This window comes from Klebsiella sp. C349492 (assembly GCF_042055345.1).
In the GTDB taxonomy this organism is placed as follows: Bacteria; Pseudomonadota; Gammaproteobacteria; order Enterobacterales; family Enterobacteriaceae; genus Klebsiella; species Klebsiella scottii.
The window spans coordinates 1,321,960-1,340,967 of sequence record NZ_JANQCE010000001.1 but is presented as its reverse complement, the minus strand read 5'-3'; the positions used below and the strand labels follow the sequence as shown (position 1 = coordinate 1,340,967).

Here is a 19,008-nt window from a genome sequence, read left to right as displayed (position 1 = left end):
AAAAAACGTTTATTCCCGGATGAATAATAATTTTTATTAACTGACCGTAACTCAAATATAGGTTGTAACATGGCGTCAAATTTATTTTAGGGTGGCCTTAAAAAGCTAACATATAAAACCGTTGGTAGCGCTAATGTATTTCATTAAATCAATATGCGTTTTCTGCATTAGCTTATTTGTTTTCTGCGATTAGATGACCGGAAGAGTGAAAACTCCAGGCTTCATCCAATAACCACGCCTTGACCTTTTCCTGCTGCGCCGAGGCTGGTTTAGCATTGGCGGAAATCAGGTAATAGCCGCGTTCGGTACGGTGCATCGGGCCGCACTGTACCAGCTGTTTACTGGCCAGAAACGGCGCGATCAGGGGCTGCCAGCCGAGGGCGATCCCCTGGCCTTCCAGAGCGGCCTGGATCACCAGGGAATAGGCGTTGAAGGTCCGGGAAGCGGCCTGGTGTTGCCCGTGCACCTGATGCTGGCGGAACCAGTCTTCCCACGTCATCCAGCGCTGGGGCCGGGATTCCGGCAGCTTCAGCAGGGGATAATTCAGCAGAGATTCGGGGGAGGCGGCTGGCGCCATTTCCTGCTTAATCTTTTGATTGCAAACGGGAATGACAATTTCAGGGAACAGCCGCTGGTTCTGCGTTCCGGCCCAGCTGCCCTGGCCAAAATAGATAGCCAGATCCGCGCTGCTGTCGCGAAGGTTATAGTCGTTGGGCGAGGTGGTTATCTGTACCTCCACCCCCGGAATTAGCGCCTGCAGCCTCTCCATACGGGGTAACAGCCAGTAGCTGGCAAAACCCATATCGGTATCGATGCGCAGGACATTACGCTGCAGGCGCGTGCGTTCGAGCTGCTCGCTGATTTCCAGCAGGCTGCTGCGGACGATCAGATACAGACTATTGCCGGATTCGGTCAGCTGAACGCCGCGATGACGGCGTTCAAATAGCGGTGAATTGACCAGATTCTCCAGCATCTGAATACGCTGACTGACCGCCGGCTGCGATAGCCCGAGTTCATTTCCGGCAGCGGTAAAATTACCTAAACGCGCCGCCGCTTCAAATACCACCAGCGCCTGTAAAGGCGGAAGCTGTAATTTCCCTGCCATAAATTCACCTTATGCCATGATAAAAAAATAGCCCCTTCACAGGGCCTGTCGATACATGAGATAAGGCTAACACGTTTTATTAATTATTTTACTTCGCAGGTAGGTCATGCTTATAAATAAACCGAATATCGTTATTCTGATGGCCGATCAGTTAACTGCCAGCGCCTTAAGAGCGTACGGGAATAACGTTAGTTTGACGCCAAATATAGATAAATTAGCCCGTGAAGGGGTGGTATTTGATTCCGCCTATTGCAACAGCCCGCTGTGCGCGCCATCGCGAGCATCGTTGATGACCGGGCAGTATATTTCCCGTAACCAGGTGTATGACAACGCCGCCGAGTTCCACGCCGACTCGCCGACCTTTTGCCATTATCTGCGCGAACAGGGCTACCGCACCTGGCTGTCGGGGAAAATGCACTTCTGCGGCCCCGATCAGCTGCACGGCTTTGACGAACGGCTGACAACGGATATCTACCCCGCCGATTTCGGCTGGACGCCGGACTGGCAACACCCGGAACGCCGTCTCGACTGGTATCACAACATGAGCTCGGTGCTGGAAGCCGGCGAGTGCGTGCGCACCAACCAGCTCGATTTCGATGATGAGGCATTATTCCTCGCCCGCCAGCGCCTGTATGACGCCGCCCGTCGCCCCGAAGAGCAGCCGTTTATGCTGCTCCTTTCGCTAACGCATCCCCACGATCCCTTCGCGATACCCAAACGCTACCTCGATCGCTTTGCGCAAGAAGATATCGATATGCCCGTCACGCGCGGCAAAGATATTGCAGACGATGCGCATTCGGCGCGAATGCGCGCCATGTATCAGCTGGAACCGGGCTTGATCCACGATGAGCATATTCGGCGCGCCCGCCACGCCTACTACGGCGCCCTGGCCTACGTTGATGATTGCTTTGGCGAAATGGTGCGCACCCTCGAAGAGACGGGGCTGGCCGAAAATACCGTGGTGGTGGTGATTGCCGATCATGGGGAAATGCTCGGCGAGCGCGACCTGTGGTACAAGATGAACTTCTTCGAGAACGCCGTGCGCGTGCCGTTAATCGTGCATAACCCCGCGCGCTTCGCGGCCCGTCGGGTCAGCGAAAGCGTATCGCTGGTGGATCTTTTACCCACCCTTGTCGAGCTTGCCAGCGGCGAAGATCGCAAAGCGCAGGCCATCGCCCCGCTGGACGGCAACAGCCTGGTGCCGCATCTCCAGGGGCTGCCTGGGCCGGACGGCGCGGTGAGCGAATATTTGGCCGAAGGCGCGCTCGGGCCGATGCTGATGTTTCGCCGGGGCGAGTGGAAATACATTCATTCCGCCAGCGAGGCGCCGCAGCTGTTCAATTTACGCGACGATCCCCATGAGCGGGTGAACCTGGCGGCGAATGAGCATTACCAAACGGTCGTGCAGGCGTTCGTCGATGAAATCCGGGGGCGCTGGGATCTCGATGCCCTCTACCAGCAGGTGCTCGCCAGTCAGCAAAAACGGCTGTTTTTGACCCAGGTCGCCGGACGGGATGCCATTCCGAACTGGGACTATCAGCCGTTTCAGCGCGCATCAACGCGCTATATCCGTAACCATCAAACCCTGGATGAGCAAGAGGCGTTCGCCCGCTATCCTTCCCCCGTGAAACACCAGGAATCATAATGAAAATGAAACGCATGACCCGACTGATGCTGCTGGCGGTTGCCGGCTGGTTGCCGCTGAGCGGCTTCGCCGCCGATGACGCGCGCTGCGCCACCGTTACGCAGTCCGATCCGGGCTGGACGGATATTGCGGCGACCAACGCCCTTTCCGGGACGATACTGAACGCGCTGGGCTATCAGCAAAAAGTGCAAAACCTGTCGGTGGCGCTGGCGTTTCAGGGGCTGAAAACCGGCCAGGTCGACGTGTTCCTCGGCAACTGGATGCCCGCGCAGGAACCGGTTATCAGTAAGTTCACCGCCGATGGCGCGATTAAGGTGCTCGGCACGAATCTTCCCGCCGCCCGCTTTACGCTTGCCGTACCGGATTACGTCGCCGCCGCTGGCGTAAAAGATTTTGCCGACCTGCAAAAATTTGCCGATAAGTTCGGCCATAAAATTTACGGCATTGCCCCCGGCGCGCCGGCTAACCTCAGTCTGAAGAAGATGCTTGATGCGCATGATTTCGCCCTCGAAAACTGGACGCTAGTCGAGTCCAGCGAAAGCGGCATGCTGGCGCAGGTGGCGCGCGCGGTGGAGCGTCAGCAGTGGATCGCGTTCCTCGGCTGGGAACCGCACGCCATGAACACGCGCTTCCGGCTGGTCTACCTCAGCGGCGGCGACCGGTATTTTGGCGCTAACTATGGCAGCGCTACGGTGAATACGGTGACGCGGAAGAATTTTGCCGCTGAATGCCCGAATCTGAATCGCTTTTACAGCCAGCTGACATTTAACGTCGGGCTGGAAAACGCGGTGATCGCCCGGATGCTGGACCAGCAGCAAACGGCGCAGGAGGCGGCGCGAGAAGAGTTAAAACGCCGTCCGGAGCTGCTGGATAGCTGGCTGGATGGAGTGACCACGCGCGGCGGCGAACCGGCGAAACCCGCGGTTATTCGCTATCTCGGGCTATGAGTCATATCAATCAGTTTCAGCTGATGGCGAAGCCGTCGGGGTCGGTGTGCAATATCGATTGCACCTACTGCTACTATCTGGAAAAGCGGCGGCTCTATCCGCAGCAGCAGGCCCGCTGGAAAATGGACGGCGCGACGCTGGAAAACTACGTGCGGAAAAATATCGCCAGCCAGCCGGCGCAAACGGTTCATTTTCACTGGCAGGGCGGCGAGCCGACCCTGCTCGGGATTGACTTTTTCCGCGAGGCGCTGCGGCTACAGGAGCGCTACCGCAGCGGGAAGCGCATCGACAATATTTTTCAGACTAACGGGATAAAGCTCGATGATAACTGGGCCCGGTTCCTGAAACAGCACGGTTTTCTCGTCGGTCTCTCCCTCGATGGCGATCGCCTCAGCAACGATGCGTATCGCCTGACGCGCGGGGGGAAAAGTACCTTCGACGCCGTTATTCGCGGTCTGGAGGCGCTGAAAAGGCACAATGTGGACTTCAACACCTTGACGGTGGTGAATGCGGAAAACGTCAAACGGCCGCTGGAAATCTACCGTTTCCTTAAGCATATCGGCAGCCGCTACATGCAGTTTATTCCGCTGGTGGAGCGGCGAGCCGCACAGCCCGATGCCAACGGTCTGACGCTGATTTCTCCTGATTTTTCCGCGCAGTGCCGGGTGACCGAATGGTCGGTGCCGGCCAAAGCGTACGGGCGCTTTCTCAACGCTATCTTCGATAGCTGGGTGCAAAACGATATGGGAAGCGCGTTCGTGATGAACTTCGAGCAGACGTTGGCAAAAATAGCCGGCAGATCCGGCTCCTGCGTGATGAGCGAAACCTGCGGCGACAATCCGATCGTGGAGTCCAACGGCGATATCTATTCCTGCGATCATTTCGTTTATCCCGAGCATAAGCTGGGCAACATCAACCACGATAGCCTCTCCGCGCTGGTTAACTCGGCGCAGAATATCGCCTTTGCCCAGCGTAAGCGGACCAACATCGGCCGCGAATGTCTTAACTGTTCGCTCCGCCCGGTCTGCAACGGCGGCTGTCCGAAGCACCGCTTCATGCTGTCCGACGATGGACGACCCAATAAGAATTACTTCTGCGACGGCTACATGCTGCATCTGCGCCACGTTTTACCGATTATGCAGACGCTGTTGACATTGATGCAGCAGGGGCTCGCGCCGGAGAGGATCAGGAAAATCCTCGCGCAGCATTATTACCGGCAGAGCGGGGGCGCTAAGGGCGGCGACTGAGCGCCGCAGTCTCCGGAGGGGAGAGCGCCATGCTTGTGGTCGCGTGGCCAACAGCAACTACGGGCGGCAGGCTTGCGACATTTTATTGCTGCATAGCGCAGGATTTCGCACCGGGACAGGGATAAATGACCGCGGCTGGTTCATAATCAATGCAGCCCACCTCCGGGCGCCGCTGCCAGAGTGCGGCGAATATAACCTGAAGAAGCATTCATTTTGAAGTTAGTGTAATATGTGCGACCACGTTTGCAGGCGTGTCTCAGTCGTGACGGTTATCAGACTCCGGCTGCGGTACCCCTTCGGGACAAAAGTATTTACCTAACAACAGGTCATGGCTTTATTAACTTGTTGTTTCATAAAGTATATCAGACGCCTGGGAAGGCGACACCTTAAGGAAGCTCAATGAGCGAGAAACTACAGAAAGTGCTGGCACGCGCTGGCCACGGCTCCCGCCGTGAAATTGAATCCAAAATCGAAGCTGGCCGCGTCAGCGTCGATGGCAAAATCGCTACCCTCGGCGATCGCGTAGAAATTGTTCCTGGTTTAAAAATTCGTATCGATGGTCACCTGATTTCGGTGAAAGAGTCCGCTGAGCAAATTTGCCGCGTTCTGGCCTACTACAAACCGGAAGGCGAGCTCTGCACCCGCAACGATCCGGAAGGTCGCCCGACGGTCTTCGACCGTTTGCCGAAGCTGCGCGGCGCGCGCTGGATCGCGGTCGGTCGTCTGGATGTGAATACCTGCGGTCTGCTGCTGTTCACTACCGATGGCGAGCTGGCGAACCGACTGATGCACCCGAGCCGGGAAGTTGAGCGTGAATATGCCGTACGCGTATTCGGCCAGGTCGATGAAGACAAGCTGCGTCAGCTGTCGCGCGGCGTGCAGCTGGAAGATGGCCCTGCGGCCTTCAAAACCATCAAATTCACCGGTGGCGAAGGGATTAACCAGTGGTACAACGTCACGCTGACGGAAGGGCGTAACCGCGAGGTTCGTCGCCTGTGGGAAGCGGTTGGTGTCCAGGTGAGCCGCCTGATCCGCGTGCGCTACGGCGATATTCTGCTGCCGAAAGGCCTGCCTCGCGGCGGCTATACCGAGCTGGATCTGGCTCAGACGAACTACCTGCGCGAGCTGGTGGAGCTGCCGGCGGAAACCGCCTCTAAAGTGGCGGTAGAGAAAGATCGCCGCCGCGTGAAGGCGAACCAGATCCGCCGCGCGGTTAAACGCCATAGCCAGGTGGGTAGCAGCAATAACCGCCGCTCCGCTGGTCGCAGTAAAGATTGATGTCGTGACGTCCGGCGGCTCCCGCCGGACGCTTATTTTCCCTCCCGCATGTGATTCCTTTCACACTTCCGTATAAAGACAAAAAACAGGAAATACCCGGACAAATAACGCAAAGTGAAGCGCCGGCGAACGCCATATACTGGCAACACTGATTACAAAAACAGGTAGCCAAAAATGGATACAGCAGGAAAACTATCGGCCAGTTATGTCGTTATCGGGGTCAAAGAGAAAATAGGCTATGGCTTCGGCGACTTTGCTTCTAATTTGTCATTCGGTTTCGTTTCGCTGTTTTTACTCTTCTTTTATACCAATATTTATGGCATCAGCGCGGTGCAGGCCAGCCTGATATTTGTTATTGCCCGGGTAATTGATGCCATTTTTAATATCCTGATTGGTTTTGCTATTGATAAAACGCACAGTCGTTACGGCAAGCTGCGTCCCTGGTTATTATACGGATCGATTCCGCTCGGTTTTCTGACGGTGCTGTGTTTTGTACCGTTTGGCGGCGAAGCGAAATTCTATTTTGCCTTAATCTCTTATACGATATATTGCCTGGCGTATACCGCGGTAAATACGCCGTACTCGGCATTGACTAACCGCCTGACGCAGCATGAAGCCTCGCGCTCGTCATTGTCGGTATATCGCTTTGTATTGGCGATCGTCGGCTATTTAATTGTTTCGACGACCGCCGATCTGCTAATTTCGCCGTTTACGGATAAACAGTCAGGCTACGTTTTCGCGGTTTCGTGCTTTGCGCTGCTGGCCACCTTTCTGTTCCTCGCCTGTTTTGGCATGACCAAAGAGCGGGTGGGCGAAGACGAGGATGAGGCGCCTGCGCCGACGCTGCGCGAGATGCTGCGTGCGGTGACGGGCAATATTCCGTTGCTTAACCTGTCGCTGTTTACGGTATTTTTCTATATCGCCTATACCGTCTGGATGGCGATAGCGATCTACTTTATTAAATATATCATTGGTAGCGAAGGCTATACCGCGACCTTCTTTTTGATTCAGTCTGCGGCATATATCGTCGGGACGGTTATTTCTGAAAAAGTCATTGCCCTGATGGGTAAAAAGAGAATGACGCTGATTGCGCTGGGGATTGGTATCCTGGGGGTGATGATGCAGTATTTTGTGGCCGGAAATAACCTGTGGCTGATTATGACCGGCGTGTGCCTGTATAGCATTACGCTGGGGATGGGCTTTGTGGCGATGTGGTCGATGATTGCCGACACCGTAGAATATGCTGAATGGCATCACGGCGTGCGCAGTGAAGGCGCGATCTACGGCTTCTTTAATTTCATCACTAAAATCGCGATGGCGATTGGCGGCGGCTGCGCGGGATGGATGCTGGACTATTATCATTATGACGCAGGGAATATCACGGCGAGCGCGATTAACGGGATTAATATTTTGATGACATTATTCCCCGGTGCCATGTTTGCTCTCAGCGCCATATTTGTGGCGTGCTATTCGCTGGATGAAAAAACCTACCGCGATATTGTCCATAAAATTAGCCTGCGCAAGCAGAATGCGCTGTAACCTCAGGGAGCCAGAGAGATGAAGAGTGAATTTAATACCGTGATTGCGGCGATGACGGCAGAGGAAAAAGTGGCGCTGCTGACCGGCAGCGGCCTGTGGCGCACGGCATCGCTGCCGCAGCATGGCATCAACGATATCGTGATGACCGACGGAACCTACGGCGTGCGCTACAGCAGCGCACAAATCGACGGCAGTGAAAAATGGAGCATGGATGACTTTATTTCGGTCATCACCCAAACCGCTGACCAGGTCAGCGCGGAGGAGCCAACGGCGAAGGGCGGCAGCGAAGCGCTGTTCAGCGCCTCGCTGCCGGCAACCTGCTTTCCCAACGGATCCAGCTTAGCCTGTAGCTGGGACGTGGAGCTGGTGTATCAGATGGGCCAGGCGTTGGGCCGCGAGTGTCAGCAGATGGGCGTCGGGATCCTGCTGGGGCCCGGCATCAATATTCGCCGCACGCCGCTGGCGGGCAGAGGCTATGAATATTATGCCGAAGATCCGGTCATCTCCGGCGATATCGCCGCGGCGCTGATTAACGGCCTGCAGCACGAAGGGGTGGGCGCCAGCCTGAAGCATTTTGCCGCCAATAACTCTGAATATCGCCGTACCGAGATGGATTCGATAATCGAAGAGCGGGCGCTGCGGGAAATCTATCTGGCGGGATTCCAGCGGGCGATAGCGAAATCGCAGCCGTGGACGGTGATGTCCTCCTACAACCGCCTTAACGGCGTACAGACTTCGCAGGATCCCTTTTTACTGACCCAGGTATTGCGGGATGAGTGGGGCTACGACGGGCTGGTGATGTCCGACTGGTACGGCATCAAGGACCGTCCGGCATCGCTGCTGGCGGGCAACGACCTGGCGATGCCGGAAACCCGACGCGACAAGCAGACGCTGCTGGCGGCGATCGAGTCCGGAGAGGTGCCTCTGGCGGTAGTCGACCGCGCCTGCCGGAGAATGCTGGCGCTATTAGAGAAGGTGCAGCGCCACCGTCGCCCGGAGACTAAGGCCGATTTCGCGGCCCATCACCAGCTGGCGCAGCAGCTGGCCGGGGAGTCCATCGTCCTGCTGAAAAATGAAGACAATCTGCTGCCGCTGACCCCGGAGCGCAGCCGTCGGATTGCGGTGCTGGGCAAACCGGCGCAGGAGCCGGTAATTCAGGGATCGGGCTGCGCCACGACGGTTCCCTATTTGCTGGATCGCCCGCTGGATGAGATCTTCGATTTGGCGGGCGACGAGTTTTCCGTCACATGGGCGGTTGGCGCGCCGGATGATTTGCGCTGCGATGAGCAGGCTCTGGCGCAGGCGCGGGCGGTGGCGCAGGAAGCGGATGTGGCGGTTATCTTTGTCAGTACCGCGGTGGGCGAGGATGGCGAAAACGGCGATCGTCATGATCTAAATATTCTGGCGGTACATGAGCGCCTGATCCGCGAGGTGGCGGCGGTACAGCCCAACGTGGTGGTGGTGCTGGCCAATAGCGATGCGGTGGTGATGCCGTGGCTGGCGGATTGTAAAGCGCTGCTGGAAACCTTCTTCGCCGGTCAGGGCATGGGCAGGGCGGTGGCGGAAATTCTCTTCGGCCAGCGTAACCCCTGCGGTAAACTGACGGTGACGGTGCCGAACGCCCTGGAAGAGACGCCGGCGTGGCTGAACTACCCGGGAGAGAACCTGCGCCACCATTATGGCGAAGGGCTGTTTGTCGGCTATCGCTACTATGACAAACGCCGGATGACGCCGCTGTTCCCGTTTGGTTTTGGCCTAAGCTACAGCCGGTTTACCTACGGCCAGCCAGAACTTTCAGCCTCTCGCGTCGGGGCTGACGATACGCTGACCGTGTCGTTCACCCTGACCAACGACGGCGATCGGGCGGGGAAAGAGATCGCGCAGCTGTACGTCAGCGCGCCGGGCGGTGAGCTGCTCCGCGAAGAGCGGGCGCTGAAGGCCTTCTGTAAAGTGGCCCTTGCTCCCGGTGAGCGCCGTCGCGTCAGCCTGCAGCTGCCGGTTGCTGAGCTGGCCTGCTATCACCCGGGGCTGGCGGATTGGGTTATCACTCCGGGCCGCTGGCAGGTGCGAATTGGCGGCTCCTCGCGCGATCTGCCTCTTACCGCCGAAGTCGATGTGGTCTGCCCGCCGCGCTACGTGCCGCTGCGGGATGACAATTCGCTGCAGCAGCTGATTCAACAGCCCGAGGCGCTTGACCGGGTGGTTGCCCTGATTGCGCGCAAGAGCCGGCTGCCGCCGGCGCAGATCCGCGACAGGCTGATCCAGCTGGCGCCTGATCTCTTCTGCGGCCTGCTGATCGCCCTGACGGAGTTTTTGGCGCTCGATATCGACAGCGACGAGCTGAATCGCGTACTTGCCGGGCGCGAATAATCGTCCGACTACAGGAGATGGCGCATGTTTCCCTTTTCAGTCACTCACCCCCGTTCGGCGACCGAGGCCGGGCGGCATACGGTTAACAGCGGCTATGAGCTGATTGCTTTTGATGCCGAGAAGCTGAATGCGTTTGCCGCCGAGGTACGCTACTGCGAACCGCACTGGCACCCGGCGCCGGAGCTGATAACCGTGCTGACGGGACGATTTTCCATCGTTGTCGGCCAGCAGAGCGCGGATCTGGCCCAGGGAGACATGCTGTATATCAATGCCGAGGCGGTGCACTCATTATGCGCGGAGGAAGCCGGCAGCCAGCTGGTGACCGTGCAGTTTTCACCGGGCCTGTTCGATGAGCTGCATCCCGCGCCGGTGCTGAGCTGGTGTACTCAGGGGCGCAGCTGCACCGAGGCCGATGGCGCGGTGCGTCAACGGCTGCTGAGTTTGTTAAGTCAGCTGATTGACAACCGCGCCCCGTTTCAACGCATCGCGACTATCTATCTGCTGCTTGATGCGCTGGTGCTGGCGGGGGAAGCGGTGCCGCAGGCGGAAAGCTCCCTGCGCGAAGATGCGATGATAAAGAAAGGCATCGACTTTATTAACCAGCATTTTGACCAGCCGCTGACCCTGAGCGAGGTGGCGAGCCGCAGCGGAATGAGCTATTCGTGGTTCTCGCGGCTGTTTAAGAAGGTGAGCCGGCATAATTTCAAGGAGTATCTGACGCTGGTGCGGCTGAACAAGGCGAAGACGCTGCTGCGCGATACCCGCACGCCAATTACCGACATTAGCCATAGCTGCGGCTTTCAGGAGCATAAGTACCTGATTGCCGCCTTCAAAAAATACTGCGGGCTGACGCCGACCGAGTACCGTAAGCGCTTTATCTCCCGGCAAAATAGTCTCGAAAGCGTACTGGCTCCGGGCGAGGATTGCCTGTGCCTGGCGCTAAACGACGCGCTGCTGGAAAGGCTGGCGCTTAGTAGTCAATGCCCATCTGCGCCTTGATACCGGCGTCAAAGGCGTGCTTAACCGGGCGTAATTCGCTGACGGTATCGGCAAGCTCCACAATTTCGCGGTGGCAGCCGCGTCCGGTGATAATCACCGTTTGCTGGGCCGGGCGATTGCGCAGCGCGCTAAGCACCTCTTCAAGCGGCAGATAGTCGTAGGCCACCATATAGGTCAGCTCGTCGAGCAGAACCATGTCGAGGCTTTCGTCGCAGAGCATGCGGCGAGCGTGTTGCCACACGGCGAGACAGGCGGCGGTATCGCTTTCGCGATCCTGCGTATTCCAGGTGAAACCGGTCGCCATCACCTGAAACTCGACGCCGTGCGGCTCCAGCAGGTTACGTTCGCCGTTCGGCCAGGTGCCTTTAATAAACTGGATCACGCCGGCCTTTTTGCCGTGCCCGATTGCGCGGGTGACGGTACCAAAACCGGCGGTGGTTTTACCTTTACCGTTGCCGGTAAAGACGATAACAATCCCGCGTTCTTCCTGGGCTGCGGCTATGCGGGCGTCGACCTTATCTTTTACCCGCTGCTGACGTTCGCGGTGGCGTTCTTCACTCATTGTACAATTCCTGGTTTACGCCCTGGCTGGGCATCGAAGGTCATTCCCGTTTTGCGACGGCTATCGTCGCCCATGAGCCACAAATACACCGGCATGATATCGGCGGGGGTCTTAAGCTTTTGCGGATCTTCCGTCGGGAAAGCGTTGGCGCGCATTTGCGTGCGCGTGCCGCCCGGGTTGATGCAGTTGACCCGCAGGTGGCGGCTCTGATACTCCTCCGCCAGCACCTGCATCATCCCTTCGGTGGCGAATTTGGACGCCGCGTAGGCACCCCAGTTGGCGCGACCCTGACGGCCTACGCTTGAGGAGGTGAAAACCAGCGAACCGGACTCGGATTTGAGTAATAAAGGAAGCAGCGCCTGGGTCAGCATAAAGGTGCCGTTGACGTTGACCTGCATAACCTGCTGCCAGACTTCCGGCTTTTGCTCATCCATCGGGCAGACGTCGCCGAGCAGACCGGCGTTGTGCAGTACGCCGTCGAGGCGCGGGTAGTGGACGCTTATCTGCTGTGCCAGCTGCTGGCACTCCTGCGGGGTGCAGGTGAGCAGATCGAGGGTAAACCAGAGCGCCGGGATCCCGCCGTCCTGCTCAATTTCCTGCGCCACGCGGCGCAGCTTCTCTTCGCTACGGCCGAGCAGGATAACGCTGGCGCTGTAGCGGGAGTAGGTCAGCGCGGCTTCGCGGCCGATCCCGTCGCTGGCGCCGGTCACCAGGATGATGCGATCTTTCAATAAATGATGCTGCGGCTGATAGTGCACGGTGACTCCTTGGGTGACCTGCTGACGGGTCACGCTTTCTCTTCGGTCGTTCACTTTTGCGTTTTATGCCTGAAACGGCCGGGTATTGCAATCGGCGAAGCGGAAACTCTTTGCGGAATTAATATCTTGCAACGATTTCATCGTCGCTGAAAAAAACAAGAAGGCGCCTCGCACACGACACAAAGCGCAGAGACTTCCCGGCAAAGGCTGATGTACACTGTGCTTCAACGTCAGTGGTTAACACAAGGTGAAAACGTGGAATTACTTGCTCAATATGGCTTATTTTTGGCCAAAATAGCGACTGTTGTCGTCGCTATTGCGGCTGTCGCCGCAATTATCGTTAACCTCGCCCAGCGCAAGAAACAGCGCGGGGAACTGCGGGTCACCAACCTTAGCGAGCAGTATAAAGAGATGCGGGAGGAGCTCGCGGTGGCTTTACTCGACGGCCCGCAGCAGAAGCTTTGGCATAAAGCGCAAAAGAAAAAGCTCAAGCAGGAAGCCAAGGCCGCGAAAGCGCGGGCGAATCTCGGTTCTACGGAACCAAACGGCAAACCCCGTGCCTGGGTGCTCGACTTTAAAGGCAGCATGGACGCCCACGAGGTGAGCAGCCTGCGCGAAGAGATCACCGCCGTTCTGGCCACGGCGAAAGCGCGCGATCAGGTCATCATCCGCCTGGAGAGCCCCGGCGGCGTGGTGCACGGCTACGGCCTGGCCTCCTCGCAGCTGCAGCGCCTTCGCGACAAACAAATTCCGCTGACGGTGGCGGTAGATAAAGTTGCCGCCAGCGGCGGCTACATGATGGCCTGCGTTGCCAATAAAATCGTCTCGGCGCCGTTTGCCATTCTCGGCTCCATCGGCGTGGTCGCGCAAATTCCTAACATTAATCGTTTCCTTAAAAATAAGGATATCGATATTGAGCTGCATACCGCCGGGCAGTACAAGCGCACCCTGACGATGCTCGGTGAAAACACCGATGAAGGACGGCGCAAGTTTCGGGAAGATCTGAACGATACCCATCAGCTGTTTAAGGATTTCGTCCACAAAATGCGGCCGACGCTGGATATTGAACAGGTGGCAACCGGCGAGCACTGGTACGGCGTTCAGGCGCTGGAGAAAGGGCTGGTCGATGCCGTAGAAACCAGCGATGAGCTGCTGCTGGGGCTGATAGACAGCCACGATGTGATTAGCGTGCGTTACCAGCAGAGGAAAAAGATGTTTGACCGCTTCACCGGCAGCGCCGCTGAAAGCGCCGATCGTCTGCTGCTGCGCTGGTGGCAGCGGGGACAAAAACCGCTGATGTAGACAAAATAACGCGAGGCCCAGGCCTCGCGTTTTCGTTCAGATCCCTGCTGAAAGCAAGGGCTTAATCGACCAGATGATATTTTTCAGACAGCGCATGCGCCAGGTATTTAAACATGTTAAATACCGCCGTGCTCTTCGCCGTAGGCAAACCCTGCTCATCAAGATAAAACTCGCCGCTAAATACCAGAATGCCGTTACGCTGAACGACGTCGGTGGCTTCGATCCCGGCTAGCGTATCTTCATGTTCGCGAATAAGTTTGTTGGCTTTTTCAAGCAGCGTCTGGCGATCGATTGGTTGGGTTGTACCTTGCATAACGGCCTCCTGTGATTCTTCGCGCAATAGTCTACGCCGCACGGCGGGCAGGGGCAAATTTTCCATTGACGCTGCAGGGGTACTGACAACAGCCTAAGAAACATGACTTTACTGGCAGGATTTGCTTTTGCATGCTAATAAAGTTGCGTAACGAATTTTATCAGGTACAGTGTGACGCTTTCAGCGATCTGGCAGCAGATTCGCTTGACATTCGGCCAAAAATTATTCGTGCTATGTCACCTGACTGAACAAAGTCAGTAAACCCGGCTATCTGGTTTTATGGACGTGAGGCCGGACGTGCAGAGGGTTGATATTCTTCGACGACGACGCAACATATGACGGACGTCGCCAGCGGATGGTGAATCAATGTGCGATGTATTCCTGGATGAATCAAATTAGGTAAAGGTGAATATGGGTAAAGCTCTCGTTATCGTTGAGTCCCCGGCAAAAGCCAAAACGATCAATAAGTATCTGGGTAATGACTACGTGGTTAAGTCCAGCGTCGGTCATATCCGCGATTTGCCGACCAGTGGCTCAGCTTCCAAAAAGAGCGCCGACTCTACCGCCACCAAAGGGGCCAAAAAGCCTAAAAAGGACGAACGTAGCGCTCTGGTCAATCGCATGGGCGTCGACCCGTGGCATGACTGGGATGCGCACTATGAAGTACTCCCGGGTAAAGAAAAGGTAGTTTCAGAACTCAAGCAGTTGGCGGAAAAAGCCGACCACATCTATCTCGCAACCGACCTTGACCGCGAAGGGGAAGCCATCGCATGGCACCTGCGGGAAGTTATCGGTGGTGATGAAAAACGCTACAGCCGCGTCGTATTTAACGAAATCACCAAAAACGCGATCCGTCAGGCTTTTGACAAGCCGGGCGAACTGAATATCGATCGTGTTAATGCCCAGCAGGCGCGTCGTTTCATGGACCGCGTCGTGGGCTATATGGTTTCTCCGCTGCTGTGGAAAAAAATCGCTCGCGGCCTCTCGGCAGGCCGCGTTCAGTCCGTTGCCGTGCGCCTTGTGGTCGAACGTGAACGCGAAATTAAAGCCTTCGTACCGGAAGAGTTCTGGGAAATTGACGCCAGCACCACCACGCCAGGCGGAGATGCTTTAGCGCTGCAGGTTACGCACAAGAACGACAAGCCGTTCCGTCCGGTTAACCGCGATGAGACCATGTCTGCCGTCGCGCTGCTGGAGAAAGCCGGCTACAGCGTGCTGGAACGCGAAGATAAGCCGACCAGCAGCAAGCCGGGCGCGCCGTTCATCACCTCAACCTTGCAGCAGGCGGCCAGTACGCGTCTGGGCTTCGGGGTGAAGAAAACCATGATGATGGCGCAGCGTCTGTATGAGGCTGGCTACATTACCTATATGCGTACTGACTCGACGAACCTGAGCCAGGATGCGCTGAGCATGGTGCGCGGCTACATCGGTGATAACTTTGGTAAAAAGTATCTGCCTGAGAACGCCAACCAGTACGCCAGCAAAGAAAACTCGCAGGAAGCGCACGAAGCGATTCGTCCTTCTGATGTGAACGTGATGGCGGAAGATTTAAAAGGCATGGAATCCGATGCGCTGAAGCTCTATCAGCTGATCTGGCGCCAGTTTGTCGCCTGTCAGATGACGCCAGCGCTGTACGACTCCACCACCCTGACGGTGAAAGCCGGTGACTTCAAACTCAAGGCGCGTGGCCGTACCCTGCGTTTTGATGGCTGGACGAAAGTCATGCCTGCGCTGCGTAAGGGCGATGAAGATCGCGTCCTGCCGGTGGTTAATCAGGGCGACAGCTTAAGTCTGGTCGAGCTCAGCCCGGCGCAGCACTTTACCAAACCGCCTGCGCGCTTTAGCGAAGCATCGCTGGTTAAAGAGCTTGAGAAACGCGGTATTGGCCGTCCGTCAACCTATGCGTCGATCATTTCGACTATTCAGGATCGCGGCTACGTTCGGGTGGAAAACCGTCGCTTCTATGCGGAAAAAATGGGTGAGATCGTCACCGATCGTCTGGAAGAGAACTTCCGCGATCTGATGAACTACGACTTTACCGCGCAAATGGAAGACCGCCTCGACCAGGTGGCGAATCATCAGGCCGAGTGGCGGCAGGTGCTGGATCACTTCTTCGGTGACTTCACCGCTCAGCTGGAAACGGCGGAGAAGGACCCGGAAGAGGGCGGCATGCAGCCTAACCCGATGGTGCTGACCAGCATCGACTGTCCGACCTGCGGCCGCGAGATGGGTATTCGTACCGCCAGCACCGGCGTATTCCTCGGCTGCTCCGGCTACGCGCTGCCGCCGAAAGAACGCTGCAAAACCACCATTAACCTGGTGCCGGAAAACGAAGTGCTCAACGTGCTGGAAGGCGACGACGCCGAAACCAACGCGCTGCGTGCCAAGCGTCGCTGCCAGAAATGCGGCACGGCGATGGACAGCTACCTTATCGATCCTAAGCGTAAGCTGCATGTCTGCGGTAACAACCCGACCTGTGACGGCTATGAGATTGAAGAGGGCGAATTCCGCATTAAGGGTTACGATGGCCCGGTAGTTGAGTGCGAAAAATGTGGTTCTGAGATGCACCTGAAAATGGGGCGTTTTGGTAAGTACATGGCCTGCACCAACGACGAATGTAAGAATACGCGCAAAATTCTGCGTAACGGGGAAGTGGCTCCGCCGAAGGAAGATCCGGTTCCGCTGCCGGAGCTGCCGTGTGAGAAATCGGACGCCTATTTTGTTCTGCGTGACGGTGCTGCCGGCGTCTTCCTCGCGGCGAACACCTTCCCGAAATCCCGCGAAACCCGCGCGCCGCTGGTTGAGGAGCTGTTCCGCTTCCGTGACCGCCTTGCGGAGAAGCTGCGCTATCTCGCCGATGCGCCGCAGCAGGATCCGGAAGGCAATAAAACGCTGGTGCGTTTTAGCCGTAAAACCAAGCAGCAGTACGTTGCGTCTGAAAAAGATGGCAAAGCCACCGGTTGGTCAGCCTTCTACATCGACGGCAAATGGACTGAAGCTAAAAAGTAAGCGCCTTACCCCTAAAAAGGGCCGCACACTGCGGCCCTTTCTTTTTCCGCTCGTCGCTGAAATCCTTGAAGTTTTGCCGCACATCTCCGGCCTTATAACCGCCTTATTATTTTCCGTTAGTGTCTATACACTGTAGATATAAATGATATAGTGGTTATAGTTAATCCCTTTTTTATTATTAAATCGTCTTACTACATTCTCGTTTCAGGACGCTTTGTGGCGCCAGCGCGGCGAATCGCCGGGGCGGCAGCGGCGCGTAGCCTCTCTGCCGACGGGCGGCCTGAACGTAAACTGTATCAAGCGAATTCATTTTACGCGTTAACGGATATCAGCCATGAAACTACAGCAACTCCGCTACATCGTTGAGGTTGTTAACCATAATCTGAATGTCTCCTCTACCGCCGAAGGCCTGTATACCTCGCAGCCCGGCATCAGCAAGCAGGTACGCATGCTGGAAGATGAGCTGGGTATTCAGATTTTTGCCCGCAGCGGCAAGCATTTAACTCAGGTGACGCCTGCCGGTCAGGAGATTATCCGCATCGCCCGCGAAGTGCTGTCGAAAGTTGACGCCATCAAATCAGTGGCGGGCGAGCACACGTGGCCGGATAAGGGGTCGCTGTACGTGGCGACCACTCATACCCAGGCTCGCTATGCGCTGCCTGGCGTGATCAAGGGCTTTATTGAACGCTATCCGCGCGTCTCGTTGCATATGCATCAAGGGTCGCCAACGCAGATCGCCGAGGCGGTCTCAAAGGGAAATGCGGATTTTGCCATCGCTACCGAGGCGCTGCATCTCTATGATGACCTGGTGATGCTGCCGTGCTACCACTGGAATCGTTCGATTGTCGTGACGCCTGAGCATCCGCTCGCCTCCAGAGGCTCGGTGACGATTGAAGAGCTGGCCCAGTATCCTCTGGTGACCTACACCTTTGGCTTTACCGGGCGCTCCGAGCTGGATACCGCGTTCAACCGCGCCGGCCTGACGCCGCGCATCGTTTTCACCGCAACCGATGCCGATGTCATCAAAACCTACGTTCGCCTGGGACTGGGGGTTGGGGTTATTGCGAGCATGGCGGTTGACCCGGTGTCCGATCCGGACCTCGTCAAACTCAGCGCCAACGGCATCTTCAGCCACAGCACGACGAAAATAGGCTTCCGTCGCAGTACCTTCCTGCGCAGCTATATGTATGATTTTATTCAACGTTTTGCGCCGCATCTGACGCGCGACGTGGTGGATACGGCGGTGGCTTTGCGCTCGAATGAAGATATTGAGGCGATGTTTAAGGATATTAAACTGCCGGAAAAATGATTTGTCTAAATATTCGGCATCCCATCCCCGGGATGCCAATACCTATAATGACGCGTAATTAACATTGTAAACCTCGTATAACTCACAAATTTCATTATTCCTTTTAACACGGTTGCAATTATACCTACTCCGATCAAAATAACGGTTAAAGATAATAATTCCGGGCAAAATTCACTGGATTAATAGATGGTCCGTAATTAAGATTTAACTGTACCTGATAATTTCAACGATTGGTGGTGAAGATATGATAAGTGATATCGATTATATGAAGTTGGCGATGTCACAGGCCGGTGACAAGACGGAAGTGGATCCTGTGTTGAGAAGTCGGGCCTGGGGCGCTGTGTTCATCGGGCTTGCAATGTTCTGGAGTATCGTTGCACTAGTCATCTGTAACGTCTGGATCGTGAGCTAAGCGACGCTTTTCCGCCTTTGTAAAAATGTCACTTTTATGACAGTAAGAACCTCGGTGTTTATTTCACTTTAATAAACTAACGGCATTAAGGAGGATATATTTCGCCACGATGGTTTTTAATCAATAATCCATTCCTTTGAACTAATCGTCAGAGAACCGGCGATTAGTTCTTTTTCGCATTTCGCTCCTCAGAGCTCTTCCTGCTAATAATAA

General features: G+C 56.2%; 15 protein-coding genes. 11 read left to right on the top strand and 4 right to left on the bottom strand.

Annotated features, from left to right (window positions below):
* Positions 1-172 precede the first annotated feature (172 nt).
* Positions 173-1,105, bottom strand: coding sequence for a LysR substrate-binding domain-containing protein (locus NWP14_RS06275; RefSeq protein ID WP_133597795.1), 933 nt, complete (start codon positions 1,103-1,105; stop codon positions 173-175).
* Between the two features lie 106 nt (positions 1,106-1,211).
* Here NWP14_RS06275 and betC point away from each other — a divergent pair, with 106 nt between their 5' ends.
* From betC to NWP14_RS06240, 7 genes are all read left to right on the top strand, one after another.
* Positions 1,212-2,750, top strand: coding sequence for a choline-sulfatase (betC, locus tag NWP14_RS06270; protein WP_095096997.1), 1,539 nt, complete (start codon positions 1,212-1,214; stop codon positions 2,748-2,750).
* A complete protein-coding gene (gene choX, locus NWP14_RS06265; protein ID WP_227503018.1) occupies positions 2,750-3,697 on the top strand; it encodes a choline ABC transporter substrate-binding protein in 948 nt (315 codons plus the stop codon). The genes betC and choX overlap by 1 nt, the downstream gene beginning before the upstream one ends.
* On the top strand, positions 3,694-4,944 hold the full coding sequence (locus tag NWP14_RS06260) for an anaerobic sulfatase maturase (protein WP_375214996.1): 1,251 nt from the start codon (positions 3,694-3,696) through the stop codon (positions 4,942-4,944). The genes choX and NWP14_RS06260 overlap by 4 nt, the downstream gene beginning before the upstream one ends.
* A 399-nt stretch (positions 4,945-5,343) precedes the next feature.
* Complete coding sequence (rluB, locus tag NWP14_RS06255) at positions 5,344-6,222, top strand: 23S rRNA pseudouridine(2605) synthase RluB (RefSeq protein WP_095097037.1); 879 nt, start codon at positions 5,344-5,346, stop codon at positions 6,220-6,222.
* A 174-nt stretch (positions 6,223-6,396) separates the two neighbouring features.
* A complete protein-coding gene (locus NWP14_RS06250) occupies positions 6,397-7,761 on the top strand; it encodes an MFS transporter (protein ID WP_375214995.1) in 1,365 nt (454 codons plus the stop codon).
* A gap of 18 nt (positions 7,762-7,779) precedes the next feature.
* Entirely contained in the window at positions 7,780-10,131 is a 2,352-nt protein-coding gene (locus NWP14_RS06245; protein WP_375214994.1) for a beta-glucosidase, read from the top strand.
* Between the two features lie 24 nt (positions 10,132-10,155).
* Entirely contained in the window at positions 10,156-11,130 is a 975-nt protein-coding gene (locus NWP14_RS06240) for an AraC family transcriptional regulator (RefSeq protein WP_095097045.1), read from the top strand.
* Here NWP14_RS06240 and cobO read toward each other — a convergent pair.
* Together cobO and NWP14_RS06230 are read right to left on the bottom strand one after the other, a co-directional pair.
* On the bottom strand, positions 11,102-11,692 hold the full coding sequence (gene cobO / locus NWP14_RS06235; protein WP_095097048.1) for a cob(I)yrinic acid a,c-diamide adenosyltransferase: 591 nt from the start codon (positions 11,690-11,692) through the stop codon (positions 11,102-11,104). The genes NWP14_RS06240 and cobO overlap by 29 nt on opposite strands.
* Positions 11,689-12,450, bottom strand: a complete 762-nt coding sequence (locus NWP14_RS06230; RefSeq protein ID WP_375215103.1) for a YciK family oxidoreductase — start codon at positions 12,448-12,450, stop codon at positions 11,689-11,691. Before NWP14_RS06230 ends, cobO begins: the two co-directional genes overlap by 4 nt.
* 255 nt (positions 12,451-12,705) lie before the next feature.
* Between NWP14_RS06230 and sohB the strand changes: the two genes are divergently transcribed.
* On the top strand, positions 12,706-13,752 hold the full coding sequence (gene sohB, locus NWP14_RS06225) for a protease SohB (RefSeq protein ID WP_375214993.1): 1,047 nt from the start codon (positions 12,706-12,708) through the stop codon (positions 13,750-13,752).
* Between the two features lie 61 nt (positions 13,753-13,813).
* On the opposite strand, the gene NWP14_RS06220 is transcribed toward sohB, so the two are convergent.
* Positions 13,814-14,065: a YciN family protein gene (locus NWP14_RS06220; RefSeq protein ID WP_041145184.1), complete on the bottom strand. Its 252-nt coding sequence runs from the start codon at positions 14,063-14,065 to the stop codon at positions 13,814-13,816.
* 411 nt (positions 14,066-14,476) lie between these two features.
* On the opposite strand from NWP14_RS06220, the gene topA reads away from it, so the two are divergent.
* From topA to NWP14_RS06205, 3 genes are all read left to right on the top strand, one after another.
* Positions 14,477-17,074, top strand: coding sequence for a type I DNA topoisomerase (gene topA / locus NWP14_RS06215; protein ID WP_095097060.1), 2,598 nt, complete (start codon positions 14,477-14,479; stop codon positions 17,072-17,074).
* Positions 17,075-17,408: 334 nt separating this feature from the next.
* Positions 17,409-18,383, top strand: coding sequence for an HTH-type transcriptional regulator CysB (gene cysB, locus NWP14_RS06210; protein ID WP_095097063.1), 975 nt, complete (start codon positions 17,409-17,411; stop codon positions 18,381-18,383).
* A gap of 244 nt (positions 18,384-18,627) precedes the next feature.
* Positions 18,628-18,795 carry a YmiA family putative membrane protein gene (locus tag NWP14_RS06205; RefSeq protein WP_071844914.1) on the top strand — a complete coding sequence of 56 codons (168 nt, stop codon included), beginning with the start codon at positions 18,628-18,630 and terminating at the stop codon, positions 18,793-18,795.
* Positions 18,796-19,008: the final 213 nt, after the last annotated feature.

Bases quoted from the DNA above. Each gene is read 5' to 3' on its own strand.
- NWP14_RS06275 (WP_133597795.1), bottom strand. From the start codon at position 1,105: ATGGCAGGGAAATTACAGCTTCCGCCTTTACAGGCGCTGGTGGTATTT.
- betC (WP_095096997.1), top strand. From the start codon at position 1,212: ATGCTTATAAATAAACCGAATATCGTTATTCTGATGGCCGATCAGTTA.
- NWP14_RS06220 (WP_041145184.1), bottom strand. From the start codon at position 14,065: ATGCAAGGTACAACCCAACCAATCGATCGCCAGACGCTGCTTGAAAAA.
- NWP14_RS06250 (WP_375214995.1), top strand. From the start codon at position 6,397: ATGGATACAGCAGGAAAACTATCGGCCAGTTATGTCGTTATCGGGGTC.
- topA (WP_095097060.1), top strand. From the start codon at position 14,477: ATGGGTAAAGCTCTCGTTATCGTTGAGTCCCCGGCAAAAGCCAAAACG.
- choX (WP_227503018.1), top strand. From the start codon at position 2,750: ATGAAAATGAAACGCATGACCCGACTGATGCTGCTGGCGGTTGCCGGC.
- rluB (WP_095097037.1), top strand. From the start codon at position 5,344: ATGAGCGAGAAACTACAGAAAGTGCTGGCACGCGCTGGCCACGGCTCC.
- NWP14_RS06205 (WP_071844914.1), top strand. From the start codon at position 18,628: ATGATAAGTGATATCGATTATATGAAGTTGGCGATGTCACAGGCCGGT.
- NWP14_RS06240 (WP_095097045.1), top strand. From the start codon at position 10,156: ATGTTTCCCTTTTCAGTCACTCACCCCCGTTCGGCGACCGAGGCCGGG.
- NWP14_RS06260 (WP_375214996.1), top strand. From the start codon at position 3,694: ATGAGTCATATCAATCAGTTTCAGCTGATGGCGAAGCCGTCGGGGTCG.
- cobO (WP_095097048.1), bottom strand. From the start codon at position 11,692: ATGAGTGAAGAACGCCACCGCGAACGTCAGCAGCGGGTAAAAGATAAG.
- NWP14_RS06245 (WP_375214994.1), top strand. From the start codon at position 7,780: ATGAAGAGTGAATTTAATACCGTGATTGCGGCGATGACGGCAGAGGAA.
- cysB (WP_095097063.1), top strand. From the start codon at position 17,409: ATGAAACTACAGCAACTCCGCTACATCGTTGAGGTTGTTAACCATAAT.